General features: G+C 58.1%; 16 protein-coding genes. 8 read left to right on the top strand and 8 right to left on the bottom strand.

Going from position 1 to position 18,650, the window contains the following annotated elements; translation table 11 throughout:
- Positions 1-61: 61 nt before the first annotated feature.
- Positions 62-2,479, top strand: coding sequence for an endonuclease MutS2 (locus tag AM218_RS05090; RefSeq protein WP_054412458.1), 2,418 nt, complete (start codon positions 62-64; stop codon positions 2,477-2,479).
- An 81-nt stretch (positions 2,480-2,560) separates the two neighbouring features.
- Positions 2,561-2,857 carry a GIY-YIG nuclease family protein gene (locus AM218_RS05095; RefSeq protein WP_054412460.1) on the top strand — a complete coding sequence of 99 codons (297 nt, stop codon included), beginning with the start codon at positions 2,561-2,563 and terminating at the stop codon, positions 2,855-2,857.
- Between the two features lie 144 nt (positions 2,858-3,001).
- Here the strand turns inward: AM218_RS05095 and murB are convergent, their stop codons facing one another.
- The 6 genes from murB to AM218_RS05125 all read right to left on the bottom strand — a co-directional run bounded on the left by murB (position 3,002) and on the right by AM218_RS05125 (position 9,525).
- Positions 3,002-4,036, bottom strand: coding sequence for a UDP-N-acetylmuramate dehydrogenase (gene murB / locus AM218_RS05100; RefSeq protein WP_054412462.1), 1,035 nt, complete (start codon positions 4,034-4,036; stop codon positions 3,002-3,004).
- 102 nt (positions 4,037-4,138) lie between these two features.
- The gene (locus AM218_RS05105) at positions 4,139-5,164 is read right to left on the bottom strand and encodes a Brp/Blh family beta-carotene 15,15'-dioxygenase (RefSeq protein ID WP_157547530.1); all 1,026 of its coding nucleotides are present in this window, start codon (positions 5,162-5,164) and stop codon (positions 4,139-4,141) included.
- 132 nt (positions 5,165-5,296) lie between these two features.
- Complete coding sequence (locus AM218_RS05110) at positions 5,297-6,070, bottom strand: bacteriorhodopsin-like (RefSeq protein ID WP_054412465.1); 774 nt, start codon at positions 6,068-6,070, stop codon at positions 5,297-5,299.
- A gap of 236 nt (positions 6,071-6,306) precedes the next feature.
- Complete coding sequence (locus tag AM218_RS05115; protein WP_054412467.1) at positions 6,307-7,701, bottom strand: sugar MFS transporter; 1,395 nt, start codon at positions 7,699-7,701, stop codon at positions 6,307-6,309.
- A 50-nt stretch (positions 7,702-7,751) separates the two neighbouring features.
- Positions 7,752-8,777: a hypothetical protein gene (locus AM218_RS05120; RefSeq protein ID WP_054412469.1), complete on the bottom strand. Its 1,026-nt coding sequence runs from the start codon at positions 8,775-8,777 to the stop codon at positions 7,752-7,754.
- Between the two features lie 46 nt (positions 8,778-8,823).
- Positions 8,824-9,525, bottom strand: a complete 702-nt coding sequence (locus tag AM218_RS05125) for a hypothetical protein (RefSeq protein ID WP_054412471.1) — start codon at positions 9,523-9,525, stop codon at positions 8,824-8,826.
- Positions 9,526-9,650: 125 nt separating this feature from the next.
- On the opposite strand from AM218_RS05125, the gene AM218_RS05130 reads away from it, so the two are divergent.
- Positions 9,651-10,841, top strand: coding sequence for a THUMP domain-containing class I SAM-dependent RNA methyltransferase (locus AM218_RS05130; protein ID WP_054412473.1), 1,191 nt, complete (start codon positions 9,651-9,653; stop codon positions 10,839-10,841).
- A gap of 325 nt (positions 10,842-11,166) precedes the next feature.
- Here AM218_RS05130 and AM218_RS05135 read toward each other — a convergent pair whose 3' ends face one another.
- Entirely contained in the window at positions 11,167-11,544 is a 378-nt protein-coding gene (locus AM218_RS05135; protein ID WP_054412475.1) for a DoxX family protein, read from the bottom strand.
- A gap of 207 nt (positions 11,545-11,751) precedes the next feature.
- Here AM218_RS05135 and AM218_RS05140 point away from each other — a divergent pair, with 207 nt between their 5' ends.
- Positions 11,752-13,134, top strand: a complete 1,383-nt coding sequence (locus AM218_RS05140; RefSeq protein ID WP_231717548.1) for a M1 family metallopeptidase — start codon at positions 11,752-11,754, stop codon at positions 13,132-13,134.
- Positions 13,131-13,628, top strand: a complete 498-nt coding sequence (locus AM218_RS17005; RefSeq protein ID WP_231717587.1) for a M1 family aminopeptidase — start codon at positions 13,131-13,133, stop codon at positions 13,626-13,628. The genes AM218_RS05140 and AM218_RS17005 overlap by 4 nt, the downstream gene beginning before the upstream one ends.
- A gap of 281 nt (positions 13,629-13,909) precedes the next feature.
- Here AM218_RS17005 and AM218_RS05145 read toward each other — a convergent pair whose 3' ends face one another.
- Positions 13,910-14,269 carry a four-helix bundle copper-binding protein gene (locus AM218_RS05145; RefSeq protein ID WP_054412477.1) on the bottom strand — a complete coding sequence of 120 codons (360 nt, stop codon included), beginning with the start codon at positions 14,267-14,269 and terminating at the stop codon, positions 13,910-13,912.
- 157 nt (positions 14,270-14,426) lie between these two features.
- On the opposite strand from AM218_RS05145, the gene recQ reads away from it, so the two are divergent.
- The 3 genes from recQ (at position 14,427) to AM218_RS05160 (ending at position 18,459) form a co-directional block, all read left to right on the top strand.
- Positions 14,427-16,652, top strand: coding sequence for a DNA helicase RecQ (gene recQ / locus AM218_RS05150; RefSeq protein ID WP_054412480.1), 2,226 nt, complete (start codon positions 14,427-14,429; stop codon positions 16,650-16,652).
- Positions 16,653-16,730: 78 nt separating this feature from the next.
- Positions 16,731-17,351 carry a helix-turn-helix domain-containing protein gene (locus AM218_RS05155; protein ID WP_054412481.1) on the top strand — a complete coding sequence of 207 codons (621 nt, stop codon included), beginning with the start codon at positions 16,731-16,733 and terminating at the stop codon, positions 17,349-17,351.
- A gap of 130 nt (positions 17,352-17,481) precedes the next feature.
- Positions 17,482-18,459 (top strand): hypothetical protein, encoded by a 978-nt coding sequence (locus AM218_RS05160; RefSeq protein WP_054412483.1) that lies wholly within the window; start codon positions 17,482-17,484, stop codon positions 18,457-18,459.
- Positions 18,460-18,650: the final 191 nt, after the last annotated feature.

Genomic DNA, 18,650 nt, shown 5'->3' on the forward strand with positions numbered 1-18,650 from the left:
TTCCTGTCCTTACAGGTGTTTACCTTAGCATTCTATTTCGAATACCCTGATCTGACCTTACTTGATTCTTCCCAATAACTTCGAGCAAAAAATTGGTTTTGCGCAGCTGCGCACGATGCTGGATGGCTTGTGCCTGAGCGCTCTGGGTCGGCATTTTGTGGCTAAAATGCACTTTCAAACCAATGTAGAGCAGCTCCAGAAGCTGCTGCTGCAAACCGATGAGTTCCGCCAGCTGCTCAACTCCGGCGCTGATTTCCCCAGCCAGCATTACCACGACGTACACCAGCATTTGGTGCGCGCCTCGCTGCCCGGGGCTTATCTGGACGTGCCCGCGTTTTTCGCCGTAAAAATGTCCCTGCGCACCATCCGGCAGGCATTGGTATTCTTCACGCAGGCCGAGGAAAGCTTGTATCCCACGCTGCGCCTGTTGGGCATTGGCGTGCAGGTAGACCGCAACCTGCTGGCTGCCATGGACAAAGTGGTGGACGACGAAGGCCACGTGCGCGACGATGCCTCGCCGCTGCTGCGCCAGATCCGCCAGGAGCTTATCAACCGCCAGGGCCAGCTGCGCAAGCAGATTGCCGGCATTCTGCGCCACGCCCGTCAGGAAGGCTGGGTACCCGAAGGCGCCGAGCCCACTATCCGCGGTGGCCGTTTGGTGCTGCCCGTTATTGCCGAGCACAAGCGCCGCGTAAAGGGCCTCATTCACGACGAATCTGCCTCCGGCCAGACCGTATTCATTGAGCCGGAAGCAGTCTTCGAGCTGAATAACGACATCAAGGACCTGGAAAATGCCTATCAGCGTGAGCTGGTGCGCATTCTCACGGCCCTCACAGACCAGCTGCGCCCTCACATTCCGGACCTGCGTAAGGCCTACCAGTACCTGGGCCTGCTTGATTTTGTACGGGCGAAAGCGCAGTTGGCGCGCCAGTTAGAGGCTTCGCTGCCCACGCTCAGCGGGCGGCCGTTGCTGCGCTGGCGGCAGGTGCGCCACCCGTTGTTGTATCTGGCGTTTCAGAACTACCCCAAAGACGACCCGCGCGAGGTAGTCCCGCTGGATGTGGAGCTCACGCCCGAGCGGCGTATTCTGCTGATTTCGGGGCCGAATGCCGGGGGTAAATCCGTGGCCATGAAAACGGTGGGGCTGGTGCAGTATATGCTGCAGTGCGGCCTGCTGATTCCGGCCGGCGAAACCTCCGAGGCGGGTATGTTTGATGATATTTTCCTCGACATCGGTGACGAGCAGAGCCTGGAAAACGACCTGAGTACGTACTCCTCGCACCTGATCAGCATGAAGCAATTCGTCACGCTGGCCAGCAAGCGCAGCCTGGTGCTGATTGACGAATTTGGTACCGGCACCGAGCCCGCGCTGGGCGGTGCTATTGCCGAAGCCGTGCTGGAGCAGCTTAACCGCGCCCGTGCGTTTGGCGTCATCACCACCCACTACACCAACCTGAAGAACTTTGCTGAGCGCACGCCCGGCATCGTAAATGGCGGTATGCGCTACGACCCCGACCAACTGCAGCCGCTTTACCGGCTGGAAATAGGCAAGCCGGGTTCATCCTTCGCCATCGAAATTGCCCGCAAAATTGGCCTGCCCAAGCAGATTGTGGAGCGCGCTTCTCAGCTGGTAGGCAAGGATAAAATCCGCTACGACCGGCTGCTGGAAGGCCTGGAGAAGGAGAAAACCGAGCTGGAAAACCGCACCGCCGAAGCCGCCAAGGCCGAGCGCCGCCTGAAAAAGGCCGCCCAGGAATACCAGGACCTTAAGAAGTACCTCGACGAAACCACGCTCGATGTGCTGCGCGACGCCAAGGCCAAAGCCAAAATGCTGCTGAAGGATACCAACCAGCAGATTGAGGCCACCATCCAGGAAATTCGCCTCTCGCAGGCCGATAAGGAAAAGACCAAAGGCGCCCGTGAGAAGCTGGATATGTTTGTGCGCGAGAAGCTGCAGATTGAGCCGCCCAAACCCAAAGCCACCCGCGAGCTGGCTGAAGCCGGCACACTTAAGCCCGGCGACAAAGTGGCCCTCATCGGGCAGGAAGGGCACGGCGAGATTATGGCGGTGAAGGGCAAAACGGCGGAGGTTTCCTTCGGCGGCATGAAGACCATTGTGAAGATTGGTCTGCTGGAGAAACTCACCCGCTCCGAGATTCGGGAGCGGGAAAAGGAAACCGCGCGCCGGGCCCCGGCCGCCAACGCCAGCCTCGACCTTACCGGCCGCATGTCGGGCTTTGATACCACGCTGGACCTGCGCGGCGAGCGGGCCGAAGATGCCCTGCACAAAGTAATGGCCTACGTGGACGACGCCATTATGCTGGGCATCTCGGAAATCAAGTTCCTGCACGGCCGCGGCAACGGCGTCCTGCGCCAGGTAGTGCGTGACTACCTCCGCAGCCAGCGCGCCATTGCCAGCGTAGCCGATGAGCACGCGGATAGGGGTGGAGATGGTGCTACGGTGGCGGTGCTGAAGTAAGGTTTGCGTGAAACCGTCATGTCGAGCGTAGCCGAGACATCTCGCGTGCTGAAGTTGTGGAGGTAATTCTTATCTTCCTATATGCATTTCCATGTGTATATCCTTACCAATACGGCGCGCACAGTTCTCTACATCGGTGTCACCAATAACCTTGAGCGCCGCTTGAATGAACATAGCCAAGGCTTGGGAGAAGCCGGCAAGTTTACCGGCCGCTACCAATGCAATCTGCTGGTCTATTTTGAAAGTTCCCCCGATGCACTGCAAGCCATTACCCGCGAAAAACAACTCAAGAAATGGGGGCGAGCCAAAAAGGCAAGTTTAATTAATGAGTTTAACCCAGCCTGGGAGCCAATTGATTTGCATACCTGGCAGGGATAAAAAACTCGTTCAGGAGTTACGTTCTAGCATCAGCACGCGAGATGTCTCGGCTACGCTCGACATGACGGAAGAATCAATTTTACCAATAAAGAAAGCGGCGACTCCTGCATAAGGAGCCGCCGCTTTCGTTTTAGTCAATACTACTTACAGAATATTCACCTCCGGGTGGAGTTCCACACCAAATTTCTCACGCACCGAGGCAATGATTTCATATGCCAGGTCGCGGATATCCTGGCCCTGGGCGCCGCCGTGGTTGACCAGCACCAGCGCCTGCCGGTCGTGGACGCCGTAGGGGCCGCGGCGTTGGCCTTTCCAGCCGCACTGCTCAATGAGCCAGGCGGCGGGCACCTTCACGCCGCCAGGTACGGGGTAGCCGGGCAGGTCGGGGTACTGAGCTTTTAGCTCGTCGAATTTCTGTTGGGAGAGTTCGGGGTTTTTGAAGAAGCTGCCGGCGTTGCCAATCTGGGCGGGGTCGGGGAGCTTGCTGCGCCGGATGCTGATAACCGCGTCGCTCACCTGGCGGGCGGTGGGTTCATTCTCAATGCCCATATCCTGCAGGGTGGTCTGGATGGCTCCGTAGCCCACGTTGGGCTGATGGCTGCGGTGCAGACGCAGCACCACGCCCGTGACGATGTAGCGGTTCTTCAACTCGCCCTTAAATATTGATTCGCGGTAGCCGAAGCCGCACTGCTCGTGGGTAAACGTATGCAGCTTGCCGGTGCTGATTTCTACCGCTTCCAGATGGTCGAAGGTATCCTTCAGCTCGGCGCCGTACGCACCGATATTTTGCAGGGGTGCGGCGCCCACGGTGCCGGGAATCAGGGAAAGATTTTCGATGCCGTTCAGGCCCTGATCCAGCGTGTATTGTACCAGTCCGTGCCACGATTCTCCGGCCCCGGCGCGCACCAGGGCGGTATCGGTAGCTTCATCCTGCCCGATGATTTCCTGCCCCAGGATTTCATTTTTGAGCACTACGCCGTCGAAGTCCCGGGTGAAGAGCAGGTTGGAGCCGCCACCCAGCACCAGCTTCTCGGCGGCCTCCACCTCGGGCAGCGCCAGCAGCGCGCGCAGTTCTTCCACGGAAGTGAAACGGGCAAACAGGCGAGCCTTGACGTCAAGGCCAAATGTATTGTAGGGGCGGAGCGAAACGTGGTGTTCGAGAACGGGGGCCGTAGACATGGCGCAAAGATACAAGCTGCCACGAAGTGCAGCTGTATGCCGTGGTGGCCTTGGAGCCTTTGCCGCTTGAGCAGGCCGGGTGAGGGGCTGCCGTCGAACGGCTTAGGCAGAGCGCGGGCGCTGCCAGTGGTGGGCGTCCATGACCAGCGTCACGAGCAGCGCGTGGGGTAGCGTCACGATGGAAGCCACAATCAGCGCTAAGCTGAACCAGGTAGTTTCGCCAGATAGCCGGTCGGCCAGCACGTGCCCCAGCACCAGTAGCGCCCCGCAGCTGATGGCCAGTAACGGGGCTGCCCGCCGTAGAAAAAAAGCGAGCTGGGCCATCAGGTTGAAGCGTAGGCGCGGCGGGGTAGAAACCCCGGCTGCCCGCGGGTAGCCCAACCAGCCGTTGAGGCGCAACACGTGCTGCAGGCTGTGCCAGAATATGAAATAAACGGACACAGATAGTTTAGGGGGCAATATCAGCAGTAAGGCCACTAGCACCGGCACTTCCACCAGCTCGGTGCGCAATAACCCCCAGCGGCGGCGGCTGGCGTAGCGCCCCCACAGCACCAGGTGCCCGCCCAGTGCCAGCAACCCCAGGGCGGCCGCGGCCTGCCCAAACCGCAATGGAGCCACCGCGGCGGCCCCGGCAAACGCGAGCAGCCCGTTTACGATGGCCGCCGTTTCAGTAGGCCACCACCAGGCCGGTACGGCAAACAGGAGCACGCCCCGTAGCAGGCTGTGCAGCAGCCACCAGCCAGCTGGCACCTGCTCCGAGGAAGGGGCATCGGCGGAGCCCCAATGCCAGATTGTGAGCCCAAAAAACACCCCCACGGTAGTGGCAGGCCAGCGCCACCACAGTAGGCCCACCACGGCCGCCAGCCCCAGGTAGCTCAGCAAAAACCGGAGCCAGTAGTGCCAGCCAGCAGCGGCCCGGCCGGCTGGTTGCCGGGCCGGCACTACTAGCTGGTCGCAGGCGCCGTGTGCAATGCCCAGCACCACCATGCCCACAGCCAGCGGCAGGGCCAGCAGCAGCGCCGCCTGGTTTGGGAAAGCCAGCCCGACCCCCGTGGCCGCCAGCACCGCCGCATAGGAGTAGCGCCGGTGGTCCCAGGTGGTGGCAAAAAGAGTAGAGGAAGACGGCATGGCGGAAGTGGGTATAGGCGAAAACAGGCTGAACTGCACGGCCGCGGCAGTGAAATTCAGCCTGTATCTCGTCAGGTTGCCCGGTCAGGGGCAGGTAGGAAAGGGATTTTGCGCAAAAGCCAGCTGTGAGGGCTACACCACCGAAGCCGCGTTGGCCGGAGCCACTTTCACCACTGATTCTCTGCGGGCAATGCCGTACACCACTAGGCCGAAACCGATTTTGTTGATGGCATCCGCAATGTTGTAGAGCAGGTCAAGATCGTGCGGGCGGAGCAGGCCAGCGCCATCGGGACCGAGCCAGCCGCCTGGCATGGCCATGTAGCCGATGGGGTAGATGGCCCAGCCTACCAGCACGAACCAAGCCAGCGCCCGGACGCCTTTCTGCACGGCCACTGATTGGGACGACGCGGCCAGCTGCGCCACTTCGCCCATCCAGGCCGAGTACAGAATGTAGATGTAGCCGAGTGTGGAAAGTGAGCCCCATAAAACCGAGTGGCTCATAGAGCCATCCGTAAAGGCCTCGCCAATGTAGCCGAACACCAGCATAATCACGGCCGCCAGAATCAGCTTCCAGAGCAAGGCCGCTTTGGCCCCTGCTGCTCGTACCAGCAGGTAAAACTCCACTACCATGAGCGGGACAGTCAGCGTCCAGTCAATGTAGCGCAGGGCAATGGGCGTCTCATGCGTGCTCACGTAATAGTCGCGCATATAATAGTAGTGCACCGCCGCAATACCCGTAATCAGCCCCGAAATAAGGAGGGACGTTTTCCATTTGTCGGCTACGGTGCTGCGCTCAAACAGAAAAAAGACAGAGGCTGCGGCCATAGCCATGTACCCCGTGAAGAAGGTAAAAGCTACCGGGTCATCAACCGGGATACGCATGATTTCGAGAAACATTGTTCTCATGATGTTGGAGGGTTTGGGTGAGTTGAAATGTTTTAATAGTAATTGTGATATATAGTAAAATGTTTAACGTTTTGGTCAATAAAATTAAACAGTCTTAAAGTCCTCATCTGCCTGGCTGGGTTGCGGTTAGGAGGGAGGTGTCAAGCGGCGGGGAACAGGAATAAAAACAAGGACGGGGGTTGTGGAGCGGAAAATTTCCGCCCCACAACCCCCGTCCTTGTTCGCACCTAAACTGCTTACCGCACCCGGTAGCCGCGTAGAGAATAATACAGCAGGTAGGCGTAGCAGAGAGCCGGAATCAGGAAGGCTACGCGCAGGCCGCCGCCGTGGGTGGCTACCCAGCCCATGAGCAGTGGCACAATGGCGCCGCCCACAATAGCCATAATTAGGTACGAAGAGCCTTGCTTGGTAAGCGGCCCCAGGCCTTTGATGGCCAGCGGGAAAATGACGGGCCACATAATGGAGTTCATCAGGCCGCAGAGCACAATCAGCCAGAGGGCAGCCTCACCGGAAGTGAATACCGAGGCCAGCACTGCCAGCACGCCCACGGTACATACAAAGGCCAGGGCTTTGCGGTCGTTGAGGCGGGCGAGCAGGGGAATGCCCACCACGCGGCCCACCAGCGAGCCAAACCAATACGAAGCCACCAGCACCGCGCCCACGGCCTTGGTAAAGCCCACGGTGGTATCAATAGGAGCCGGCGACTGGCCCAGCAGCACAGCAATAAAATTCACGGCCACATTCAGGCCCCGTACCAGGGCCTGGGTGAAGTTGCTGAGCTGCTGAATGCCCTGCGCCTCGCCGTAGCGAATGAGGAAGGAACCGAGGCCAACCTCTACCCCCACGTACAGAAAAATAGCCACCACGCCCAGCGCCAGGTGCGGAAAATGCAGGGCCGAGCGGCGCAGGGGAATAGCATCGGCTTCCGGCTGCTCATCGGTGAAGGTTTCCAGCTCGGGTAGCTTCAGCATAAAGAATACCGCGGCCAGAATAGCCAGAAAAATGGCCAGCCCAATGTAAGGGCCTTTTACCAGCGTAGATTCTTCGGCCAGACGCTCGGCCACGGGCATGGCCGCCAGGCGGGCCTTCAGCGCCGCCGAGCCGCCGAACAGCAGAATGCCACCCAGCAGTGGGGAGAGTGTGCCGCCAAAGTTATTGGCCACACCCACAATGCTCACGCGGCTGGCGGCCCGGCTGGCCGGGCCCAGAATAGAAACGTAGGGGTTGGCTGCCACCTGCAGCAGCGTAACGCCCGCGCCCAATACGCTCAGGCCCAGCAGAAACATGCCGAAGGTGCGCGAGTTAGCCGCCGGCACAAACAGCAGCGCCCCAACGGCCATCACCAGCAAGCCCAGCACAATACCGCGCTGGTAGCCCAGTTTTTTTAGGACATAACCAGCCGGCAGCGACATCAGAAAGTACGCTCCAAAAAAGGCCGATTGTACCAGCGAAGACTGCAAATCGGTGAGCTGGCACACGTCCTTCAGGTAGGGCATCAGCACGTCGTTGAAGTTCGTGACGGCCCCAAACAGGAAAAACAGCGAGGTCATGGCTGCCATGGGCAGCGCGTAGGAGCGGGCCGGCGTGGCGCTGGTGAGCGAAGTAGGGGAAGTAGAGGTGGGAGCGGCCATGCAGGCAAAAAGTGAGAGGGATAGAGCCTTAAATATAGCAAGGTGCCGCGTTACAGCGGGCACTGCTGCCGCAGCTGCTGGTAGCTGGCCTGATCATCCAGGCTGGAGAGGCTTTCAAACATGCTGATGAAGGAGCGCACCAGCTCCGGATCCGCCGACTGCATGCCGCGGGCATCGGCCACCCGGTCGAGGTTATACTGGCCCAGAAAGACTACCAGGGCCCGAAACGGCTCCTTTGCTTTGGCATCAAAGCGCAAAAAGAGCTGCAGGGGCAGCACCGGCACAAACTGCAGCGGCGAGAGGCCAACTTCCAGCTGCAGCTGGTGCAGGTCGGCAGTTTCAGTGAAAGCGGCCTGTATCTCCCGCAGCGCGGCCTGGTGCTGCAGGCGGTGCTTATCCCAGGAAGACGCTTCCAGGGGTACGTTGGGGTTGAAGCGCTGCCAGATGCCCTGCACAAAGGAGTGAAACAGCGGGTTCTGCTCGCGGGGCGGCGGAAAATTAGCGGGTGCCTCCTCGGCCGCCAACGTAGCCAGGTAAAATTCGTGGGTGTCGCGGGCGCGGGCCACCAGCTGGTCGTGAATGCGGGTGGTGAGGCCCAGCATCTCGCGCTGGTTGAAGGGCGGTTGGTGATGCTCCGCGTAGAACTTGCCAATGGTAGCCGAATCGGTGAGCACAGCCAGGAAGTCGCTGCCTGCGGCTGCTTCCAGGAAGTTGCCGATTTCGGTCATAATAGGCTCAAACCCTTTATACAGCTCGCGGGTGGCGTCGCTGATGGTAACAACGGCGCTCTGTATCTGGGCCTCTACGGCATTGCTGCTCTGCACCAGCTGCCGGGTTTCGGCGGCCAAATTGTGCATTTGCGTCAGGGCTTCATCGGTTTTGCGCGAGGCCTCATCGGCCGCTTTCCAGCTCTGAAACGCCACAAATAATCCCAGAAACGATGCCACGCTGCCCACAATGGAATAATGGCCGCTCAGGGAATGATAGGCCGTGAGGCCCGCGGCGGCCAGCGCCAGAAACAGCGCCAGATAGAACAGTGAGTTCTTGTTGGGGTCGAAGAGAAAGGAGTGCCGCATAGCTAGAAAGCCGCCAGGAAAAATGGACCACAGGATGAAACAGCCGCTACCGTTTTATTTCGGCACGTATAATATTTACAATGCTCTCGTCCGCTAACCAAGGCGAAAACCCCAGTTTAATACAGGCCCGATTAAGTATTTCCCTCGTAAGGCCAGTGGCATACAAATCACCATTATCGGATGCTTGCCACGCCTTCATCAGCGCGGCATATTCGGGCTGCTGTGTTTCGGCCTTTATTCGGTCAGCATCCGCCTTGGTTGTGAGAGAGGGTAATTGCCGCAGGGTGGTTAAGTAAGCGTCGCTGAAATAAGTGAAATAGAATTTGTGCCGCAGTTCTTCCGAGCTTAGTTGCAGCTCTGCTACTTGCTGCCGCGTAGAGCCCTTGCTGGCTACATAGTAGCCTGCCTGTTGCGCCGTGAGGTTGCGCAGTACAACCAAAGAAAAGCGCGTGAGCGGATATGGGTCTGGGGTCATCTGGAGAGAATCCAATGATTCTAACTGCAGGAGATGAAATTCATCCTGCTGCCGGCTCGCCAGAATGCGGTAGCGCTGGGCATATTTGTTAGTACAAGCCAATTGCCGGTGGCACTGCTGCACATAAAGCGTATCGTGGCTTTGCAGCAAACGGGTCATCTTCCCGACGCGCCCCAGAAAGGTGTAGCCCTGCTGAAGCACTTGCTGGGAAAATCCAGCCACAGGTAAGCTGGTAAAACAGGCAATACAAAGGAACAGGCGCAAGAAATACATATAGATAAAGGATAGTGACCTGAAAGATCTTTTGTGGAAAGGTAGCCAGCGGCAAGATACAGATGTCATGGGTGCGAGCGGTGTATCGTAACTTGCAGCCTGATTCACGCTTGATTTCCCTTCCCATGGCCGATAACCGCCGCTCCGCCCCGTTTTTTATGACCGCCACCACCCAGTTTGGGCTGGAAGAAGTACTGGCCGATGAGCTGCGAGCCCTGGGCGCGAAGATTGAAAAGATGGGCCAGCGTGCCGTGGAGTTCACCGGCACCACCCAACAGATGTACGAGGCGGTGTTGTGGTGCCGCACGGCCATGCGCATCCTCAAGCCCTTCGCCGACTTCTACGCCCCCGATGAAAAGTCCCTCTACCGGGAAGTAGGCCGCATCGACTGGAGCAAGTACATCGGCGCGGATCAGACGTTTGCCATTACGGCCGTGGTCAATAAATCCAACCTGGAACACTCCCTGTATGTGGCCCAGCTGACTAAGGACGCCATTGTAGACCAGTTCCGGAACCGCACCGGCGTGCGTCCCAACGTAGACGTGCGCAACGCCGATATCCGCCTGCACCTGCACATGCTGGAGAATGAGGTGGTGCTGAGCCTGGATGCCTCGGGCGAGTCCTTGCACCGGCGCGGGTACCGCCAGCAGACCAACGCTGCGCCGCTCAACGAGGTGCTGGCCGCCGGCCTGCTGCTGCTCAGCGGCTGGAACGGCAAAAAGCCCCTCATCGACCCTATGTGTGGCTCCGGTACGCTGCTAACGGAAGCCGCCCTCATTGCCCAGCGCATTGCGCCCGGCCTGTATCACCAGGGGAAATTCGGCTTCGAGAATTGGCCCGATTTCGACAAAGCCCTGTGGGAATCGGTGCAGATGGATGCCCGGCAAATGCGTCTGGAGGAGCCCCAGGCCTATATTGCCGGCTCTGATTTGTCGGCGGAGTTTGTGGAGCTGGCCCGCGAAAACGTAGCCGCCGCCAACCTAGAAGACTTCATCCGGCTAGGTGTGCGCGACGTGAAAGATGCCAAAGCCCCCGCCAAAGAGGAGCCCGGCATCGTGATTATGAACCCACCGTACGGGGAGCGAATTGGCGAGGAAGAGGAAATGGAGGCCCTCTACAAAACCATCGGCGACACCCTGAAAACCAGCTTCCAGGGTTACGACGCCTACATCTTCACCGGCAACCTGCAGGCCGCCAAGCGCGTGGGCCTGAAAGCCTCCCGCCGCATTCCCCTGTTCAACGGACCAATTGATTGCCGCCTGCTGAAATACGAACTGTACCAGGGCACCCGCAAGCACCAGCAGCCAGCTTCATAAAGGGTAATAGAAACAGCTGAATAGAAAGTCATTCCGAGCGAAGGCGTTAGCCAATCTCGCGTGCTGACTTTGTTAGGTAAAGAACGTCCTGAAAAACACGGTCATGCTGAGCTTGCCGAAGCATCTCTACCGCTTCGCCTGTCATCCTGAGCTTTGCGAAGGACCTTATCCCGTTGAAACGAGTCGTTGTTACGATGGTCGTTCTGCGGTGAGAAGGTCCTTCGCAAAGCTCAGGATGACAGATAGGGTGGCAACATCAGCACGGGAGATGCTTCAGCTGCGCCTCTGCATGACGGCCTTTCCGCCCTATGTTTTTTGTTGAATGTTACTTCACTGCCCTCCGGCGGGTGTACAACCATGCCCACCAGATAAGTACGGCTTGCAGGGGTAGGCGTGCCCATAGCAGCCAAGCGGGCACATCTAGGCCGCTCGGGTTATGCTGAGCCATGTAGATATTGGCTGGGAAAACGGCTATCAACAGAGCAATCAGCCCCCAGGCGGCCCAGCGGCGGGTCTGGCGGGGGAGCAGCAAAGCGCCTAATCCTACTTCCGCTACCCCACTTAGGTAGACAAGCAACAGGGGAGAAGGCAGGTAAGGCGGCATAATACGCACATAGGGCCCGGGCCGGAGAAAGTGCAGGATGCCAGCCGCCATAAACAGCAAAGCAAGCACATACAAACCAATGCGGGTAAGGCGGGGCATAAAGCGTTAGGTTAAGGAAAGACCATTGGCCAAAAAAGCCCGGCACGTATCGTACGAGAAACAGGTAGGGGTTGGCACAAGCTGGAAAAATTAATCCGGCACGTAAGCAGGCAGAAGGCAACTCCATTGGCGGAGTTGACGTCTTCTCGCTACTTCAGTATCTATGCTGAATACGTCCTTAACCTAGCCACCTCCTTACCCGAAAATATGCTGCGTTCTATACTCGTTGGGTTGTTTCTAAGTGCTATGGCGCTGCCCGCGCAGGCGCAATCCTTGTACATGCCGCGCGATATTCAGAAGGCCTTTAAGCAAGGCACCCGCTCGCCCGATGGCCGCCCCGGTCCTAAATACTGGCAAAACCGGGCCCGCTATACCATTACGGTGCGGGCCACGCCGCCCAGCCGCAACATCCAGGGCAGCGAGAAAATTACCTACATCAACAACAGCCCCGATACGCTCCGGCGTATTGTAATCAAGCTGATTCAGAACATTCATAAGCCCGGCGCAACCCGCTTGGGCGATGCGTCGGCGGGCTACCTCACCGAGGGCGTGAAGGTAGATACGTTCACGGTAGGGGGCAAAACGCAGCCCTTCCCCAACGAGCAGGGCCGCGCCACCTGGAAAATGATTCAGCTGCCCAAGCCGCTGCTGCCGCACGACTCGGTGCAGATGTCGTTTGCCTGGCACTTCCCGGTTTCCACGGAAAGCGGACGAGAAGGTAGGCTGGAGAAGACGACGTATTACCTGGCATATTTCTACCCCCGCGTGGCGGTCTACGATGACTACAACGGCTGGGACCGGCTCGATTTCAACGATGCCCAGGAGTTCTACAACGACTTCAACGACTACACCCTGCACGTGAAAGTGCCCAAAAACTTCCTGGTGTGGGCCACCGGCACCCTGCAAAACCCCACGGAAGTACTGCAGCCCACCTACGCGCAGCGCCTGGAAAAATCCATGACCAGCGACGAGACGGTGCATATCGTTACCAAGGAAGACCTGGCTAAAAAGCGCGTCACCACCCAGCGCAAGCAGAATACCTGGACATGGAAAGCCAACGATATTTCCGACGTAGCCTTGGCCCTGAGCGACCAGTATACCTGGGATGGCGCCAGCGTGGTGGTAGACGACGCCACCCAGCGCCGGGCCAGCATGCAGGCCGCTTACCAGGATAAAACCGTGGACTTCCGCCAGTCGGTGCAGAACGGCCGCAACGCCCTGAGCTGGTTCTCGAAGAATCAGCCCGGCGTGCCTTACCCCTTCCCCAAGATGACGGCCGTGCAGGGCTTCGCCGATATGGAATACCCCATGATGGTGAACGACAGCCCGCAGGAAGACCCCAAATTCGCGCAGTTTGTGCAGGACCACGAAATTGCCCACACCTGGTTCCCATTTTATATGGGCATAAACGAGAGCCGCTATGCTTTCATGGATGAAGGCTGGGCCACCACGTTTGAGCTCTGGATTGGCCGCACAGAAAAAAAGCCGGCCGAAGCGGATTCTTTGTTCAAAGAGTTTCGGGTGAAAGGCTGGATAAACAACCCATCCACCAGCCAGGATTTGCCCATTATCACCCCTCCAACGAGCTGACCGGCGGGTACGGCAACAACTCCTACGGCAAAGCCTCCCTGAGCTACCTGGCCCTGCACGACCTGCTGGGCGAGCAGCTCTTTACCAAGGCGCTGCATGAGTACATGGACCGCTGGCATGGCAAGCACCCCATTCCGTGGGACTACTTCAACTCCTTTAACGATGCCGCCGGCCAGAACCTGAACTGGTTTTTCCAGAACTGGTTTTTCACCAATAACTACATTGATCTGGCCATTGATCAGGTAGCCACGGCGCAGGGCAGCTCTACCATCACCCTCAAAAATATCGGAGGCTTTGCCGTGCCCGTAGATGTGCAGGTGCAGTACACCGATGGCACGCGCGAAACACTGCACCAGACGCCCATTATCTGGCGGGCCAACCCCCAGCAGGCCACAATTACCATTCCTTCGGCAAAAACCATTCAGAGCGTGAAGCTGGACGGCGGCATTTTTATGGATGCCGACGAGGCTAACAATAAGTGGCCAGCTAAGTAAACCGGGCTTTTAACCGTCATGCAGAGCATAGCGAAACATCTCTACCGCTACGCCTGTCATCCTGACGCAGGAAGGACCTTCTCCTGTTAGCACGAGTCGTTTTTACAATGGTCGTTCAGCCGGGAGAAGGTCCTTCGCCAGCTCAGGATGACAGATAGGGTGATATACTATTGCAACGACCCCCCCGCGAGATGTCTCGACTTTGCTCGACATGACATTTAATATAACAAAAAGGGCCGCCTACAACTGTAGGTGGCCCTTTTTTATGTTCATTTTCGTGCTTACCCAGCGTACTGACCGCAGACGTGGGCGCAGGCGCGGCAGGCTTCCGCGCACTCTTTGCAGTGGTCCATGTCGTGCTTGCCGCATTCGGCAGCGCACTTCTGGCAGATTTCAATACACTCCTTCATCATATGCTTGGCGTGCTCCGAGTCGCGGGCCACGAGGCGGGCGGTGAGGGAGCAGACATCGGCGCAGTCCCGGTCCAGCAGAATGCAGCCGGTCATCATCTGTACATCTTCTTCGTGCAGGCAGGCCGTAGCGCAATTCTCGCAGGCGCTTATGCAGCGGTAGAGGGCGTCCAGCACGGCTTGGTTGGCTTTGGTAGAGGAGGAAGTGGCGTTTAGCTGATGAGAATCCATATTGATGGGGGTTAAGTAGATGAATAGTGTCCTTTCACATACGGTGAACCAGCAAGAAGGGGTAGTATAGAATTGCGCGCCACATGTGCACCTTTCCCACCACGGCTGGGTTATCTTCTTTCGTTGACTTCCCGGCTAACCGCCGTATTTTTACGCAATGCTATTTACTCCCCAGCCCCTCGCACCCACGCTAGAATCTGCCCGCCGCGTCCTCAAGCAATACTACGGCTACGATACCTTCCGGCCCATGCAGGAGGATATCATTGAGAACATTATGGCGGGGCGGGATACGGTGGTGCTGATGCCGACGGGCGGTGGTAAATCCGTCTGCTTTCAGGTGCCGGCCGTAGTGCAGGAGGGAGTCTGCATTGTAGTCTCGCCGCTGATTGCCCTGATGAAGGACCAGGTAGAAGCCCTGATGGCCAACGGCATTCCGGCGGCCTACATCAACAGCAGCGTGGCCCAGGGCGAGCAAAGCAGTATTGCCCGCGACTGTCAGTCCGGGGCGCTGAAGCTGCTCTACGTCAGCCCGGAGAAACTGCTGTCCGATGGCTTTCTGCAGTTTGTGCAGCGCCTGAAGGTGAGCATGTTTGCCATTGATGAAGCGCACTGCATTTCGTCCTGGGGTCACGATTTCCGGCCGGAGTACACCCAGCTGCGCGTACTGCGCGAGCAGTTCCCTAACGTGCCCATCATTGCCCTCACCGCCACTGCCGACCGCCTCACGCAGCGCGACATTCAGCAGCAGCTGCGCCTGCGCGACCCTCAGGTTTTCCTATCTTCCTTCGATCGGCCCAATCTGAACCTGATGGTGCGCCCCGGCCAGAACCGGGTAGACGGCATCCTGGATTTCCTGGCCCGCCACCCCGATGAGCCGGGCATCATTTACTGCCTCTCGCGCAAGCAGTGCGAAACCCTCACCCAGAAAATCAAGGCCAAAGGCTTCCGCGCCGGCTTCTATCACGCTGGCATGACGCCCAACCAGCGCGCCAGCGCCCAGGAAGGCTTCTTGAAAGATGATCTGCAGGTGATTGTGGCGACCATTGCCTTCGGCATGGGCATCGATAAAAGCAATGTGCGCTGGGTGATGCACTACAACCTGCCCAAAAACATTGAAGGCTACTACCAGGAAATAGGCCGCGCCGGCCGCGACGGAGCTCCGGCCGCGGCCGTGCTGTTCTACAGCTTTGCCGATGTAATGAGCCTGCGGGAAATGCTCACCAAGGAAAACCCGCAGCTCACCCAGCTCAACCTCACCAAGCTGGAGCGCATGCAGCAGTTTGCCGAGGCCGCCGGCTGCCGCCGCAAAGTCCTGCTCAACTACTTCGGGGAAACCCTGGCCGAAGACTGCGGCAACTGCGACATCTGCCGCAACCCACCTACCACCTTCGATGGCACGCTGCTGGCCCAAAAAGCCCTGTCAGCGGTGTTTCGCATGCGGGAGCGGGCGTCTATTGGCTTGCTGATTGACGTGCTGCGCGGCATGCGCAACCAGGCCGTGCTCATGGGCGGCTACGACCAGATTAAAACCTACGGCGCCGGTGCCGACCTGCCCTACCTGGACTGGTACAGCTACATCCACCAGATGCTGAACGATGGCCTGTTCTACATTGCCTATGAAGACGGCTACACGCTGAAAATCACGGAGCTGGGCCAGCAAACCCTGAAAGGCCAGCGCACCGTTTCCATGAAGAAATTCCAGGTGACGGAGAAGGCCGAAAAGCCCGTCCGCGGCAAGAAAGCCGTGGGTACGGCCGTAGCCGCCACGCCCGAAGCGCGCCTGTTCGAAAGTCTGCGCGCCCTGCGCAAGCAAATTGCCGACGAGCAGGGCGTGCCGCCCTACGTTATCTTCACCGATACCACCCTGCAGGAAATGGCCACTGAGCGGCCCGTTACCCGCGTGGCTATGCTGGCTATTTCCGGCGTGGGCATGAAGAAGTTTGAAAACTACGGCGAGGTATTCATCCGGGAAATTCTGGCGCAGGGCGGCGCACCCAGCCCCGAGGATGCTTCAGAAGCGGATGATTTACCGCAAGAAGAAGCGCCTGCCCGCAAGCCACGCGCCAAGCGAGAAGCCGGCGACACCCACGAAGCTACTTTGCAGCTGCACCGCTTGGGCTTGAGCGTGGAGGCCATTGCCGAGCGCCGTACTCTGAGCCCCAGTACTATTCGCGCCCACATCGAGTCGTTGTACGCCAAAGGCGCCCAGATCCGGCTGGAGGAGTTCCTCACCACCGATGAGTTTGCCGAAATCCAGACGGCCATCGGTCAGCTGGGCGGCGCTCCGTTGCTGCGCGACCTGTTCGACCACCTGCGGGAAAAATACGACTACTCCAAGCTGCGCATGGCCATGCTGTATCAGAAAAGACTGCGCGGAGAGTAAGCGGGGAATAATTATTGGCCTACCTGAAAAGCGCGTGTAGCTTTGGGAACCACTAGGTTTCTAAAGCTACACGCGCTTATGTTTTCTGCTGAACGCATCCTGACTATTCGAAAAAGCAAAGGCTTATCCCAGGAACTGCTGGCCGAGCAGTCCGGCATTAGTCTGCGCACCATTCAGCGGGTAGAGCAGGGCGATACGGTGCCGCGTGGGCACACGCTGCAGGCCTTGGCGGCCGCGCTGGATGTACCGCTGGAAGCACTGCGGGAGGACGAATCGGCATCGGCTGCCGTGTCCGATTCTGCTTCAATTCCGGTAATGCCTGCCGAACCCGCCCTGCGCTCCGACCCTCAATATCTGCAGCTACTCAACCTGAGTGCTCTTAGCTTTTTGGTGGTTCCTTTTCTCAACCTCGTAGTGCCGTTTCTGCTTTGGCGCGCCCACCGCCTCGATACCAAACACGTGGCAGAGGTGGGCCGGCGTGTGTTAGGCTTTCAGATTTTATGGCAGGCTGCCAGCTTCCTGTTGTTTGCGCTGGCCTTTCTCGGGCAGATAATTGCCTTCCGGTATTTCAACCGGAAATTGCCCGGCTTGTATGTGGTTATAGCCGCTTTTACCTATGCGGTGAATGCAATGACCATCATTTATTATAACCGAAAACTTAAAAAGGGGAGATTGGATCTATATCCGATTCGGTTGTAGATGCAGATGTAATATATTGGAAGTGAGTTATTTGTAATGAATGGCGGTAAAATGACGCAATAATGACGCACGGAATAGGGCAGAAGCACGGGTAGTTTTGACCCAATCAAATCACCCAGCTCTACTCCTCATGAAACTGTTCCTCAAAATCATCTTCTCCCTGCTGGCATTCCTTATCGTTAGCGGCATCGGCGGCTACTTTTATGCCCGCCAGAAATTCGCGGCACCTGCCAATCAGCTTACCGTAATCGGGCTGCCAGCCGCCAGCTCCTTTGTGTGGCTGGCCGATACCGCGGACAAGCGCGCTATGCCGCACGCTGCCCTTCTTGTCCCGGTGAAGCTGGCCAACTGCCCCCGCACGTGCTACCTCCAGTTTGATACGGGCGCCCCGTATTCCGTTCTGTATGCTAAACCCCTGGCCGCGCTGCAGGAGCGCTACCCCGCCACGCGGCGTACCTTCCAGCTGGCGCCCGATACTGTCCGCAACTTCGGCTTTACTATTGGCGAGGGCAAAGTGCAGGCCCGCAAACTGAAAGTATTATCAATGGGCACGGCCGAAATGCCCGCCGATACTGCGGCACCGTTCATTATTGGCACCCTGGGCACCGATGTGCTGGAGGGCCGCGCCCTTATCCTGGACTATGGCCAGCGCCGGTTTAGCCTGGTAGCCAGCGTACCGAATAGCCTGATTCAGCAAACCGATTTTGTGCCCATGGCTTTTACCGACCGCCGGGTGTTGCTGACCGTAGGTATGCAGGGCAAGACGCAGCAGCTGATGTTTGATTCCGGCGCCAGTGCCTTTTCTCTGCTGACCAGCCGGGATAACTGGGACAAGCTAGCCGTACCCGGTGCCCCGGCGCATCCTGTCAACGTCAATTCATTTGGCAGAACTCTGACTTCCTACACTGCTCCCACCGCTGCCGCCATGCAGCTGGGAAATACTGCGGTGCCTCTGCAGAAGGTCACCCATATAGTAGGCACCAGCATGACGCAGCAGCTGATGATGCGCTTTTCCGGAATGGGCGGTATGTTGGGCAATGAGCCCTTCAGCACCCGCACTATTATTCTGGATACCAAAGGGGCGCGGTTTGGGGTAGTGCGTAGCTAGCGGAGGTATTCTATAAATAAGTAAAGTGGCGCAGTAGCGCGGAATGGGCTTTTGTGAGCTTGTGGTCTTACTCGAGTGAGTGGCATTCTGTCAAAAATTATTAGTAAAAATTTACGCTAAATGAATTAGTAAACACCGATCTTTGTTAGTATTTTCACGAGCCGAATAACCTGCTGATAATGACCTTATTC

Origin of the sequence: Hymenobacter sp. DG25A (genome assembly GCF_001280305.1) — a bacterium.
Classification (GTDB): Bacteria; Bacteroidota; Bacteroidia; order Cytophagales; family Hymenobacteraceae; genus Hymenobacter.

Coding starts and splice junctions, on each gene's coding strand:
- AM218_RS05105 (WP_157547530.1), bottom strand. CDS start 5,164: ATGCCGTCTTCCTCTACTCTTTTTGCCACCACCTGGGACCACCGGCGC.
- AM218_RS05095 (WP_054412460.1), top strand. CDS start 2,561: ATGCATTTCCATGTGTATATCCTTACCAATACGGCGCGCACAGTTCTC.
- AM218_RS05130 (WP_054412473.1), top strand. CDS start 9,651: ATGGCCGATAACCGCCGCTCCGCCCCGTTTTTTATGACCGCCACCACC.
- murB (WP_054412462.1), bottom strand. CDS start 4,036: ATGTCTACGGCCCCCGTTCTCGAACACCACGTTTCGCTCCGCCCCTAC.
- AM218_RS05160 (WP_054412483.1), top strand. CDS start 17,482: ATGAAACTGTTCCTCAAAATCATCTTCTCCCTGCTGGCATTCCTTATC.
- AM218_RS05125 (WP_054412471.1), bottom strand. CDS start 9,525: ATGTATTTCTTGCGCCTGTTCCTTTGTATTGCCTGTTTTACCAGCTTA.
- AM218_RS05110 (WP_054412465.1), bottom strand. CDS start 6,070: ATGAGAACAATGTTTCTCGAAATCATGCGTATCCCGGTTGATGACCCG.
- AM218_RS05135 (WP_054412475.1), bottom strand. CDS start 11,544: ATGCCCCGCCTTACCCGCATTGGTTTGTATGTGCTTGCTTTGCTGTTT.
- AM218_RS05145 (WP_054412477.1), bottom strand. CDS start 14,269: ATGGATTCTCATCAGCTAAACGCCACTTCCTCCTCTACCAAAGCCAAC.
- AM218_RS05140 (WP_231717548.1), top strand. CDS start 11,752: ATGCTGCGTTCTATACTCGTTGGGTTGTTTCTAAGTGCTATGGCGCTG.
- AM218_RS05115 (WP_054412467.1), bottom strand. CDS start 7,701: ATGGCCGCTCCCACCTCTACTTCCCCTACTTCGCTCACCAGCGCCACG.
- AM218_RS05155 (WP_054412481.1), top strand. CDS start 16,731: ATGTTTTCTGCTGAACGCATCCTGACTATTCGAAAAAGCAAAGGCTTA.
- AM218_RS05120 (WP_054412469.1), bottom strand. CDS start 8,777: ATGCGGCACTCCTTTCTCTTCGACCCCAACAAGAACTCACTGTTCTAT.
- recQ (WP_054412480.1), top strand. CDS start 14,427: ATGCTATTTACTCCCCAGCCCCTCGCACCCACGCTAGAATCTGCCCGC.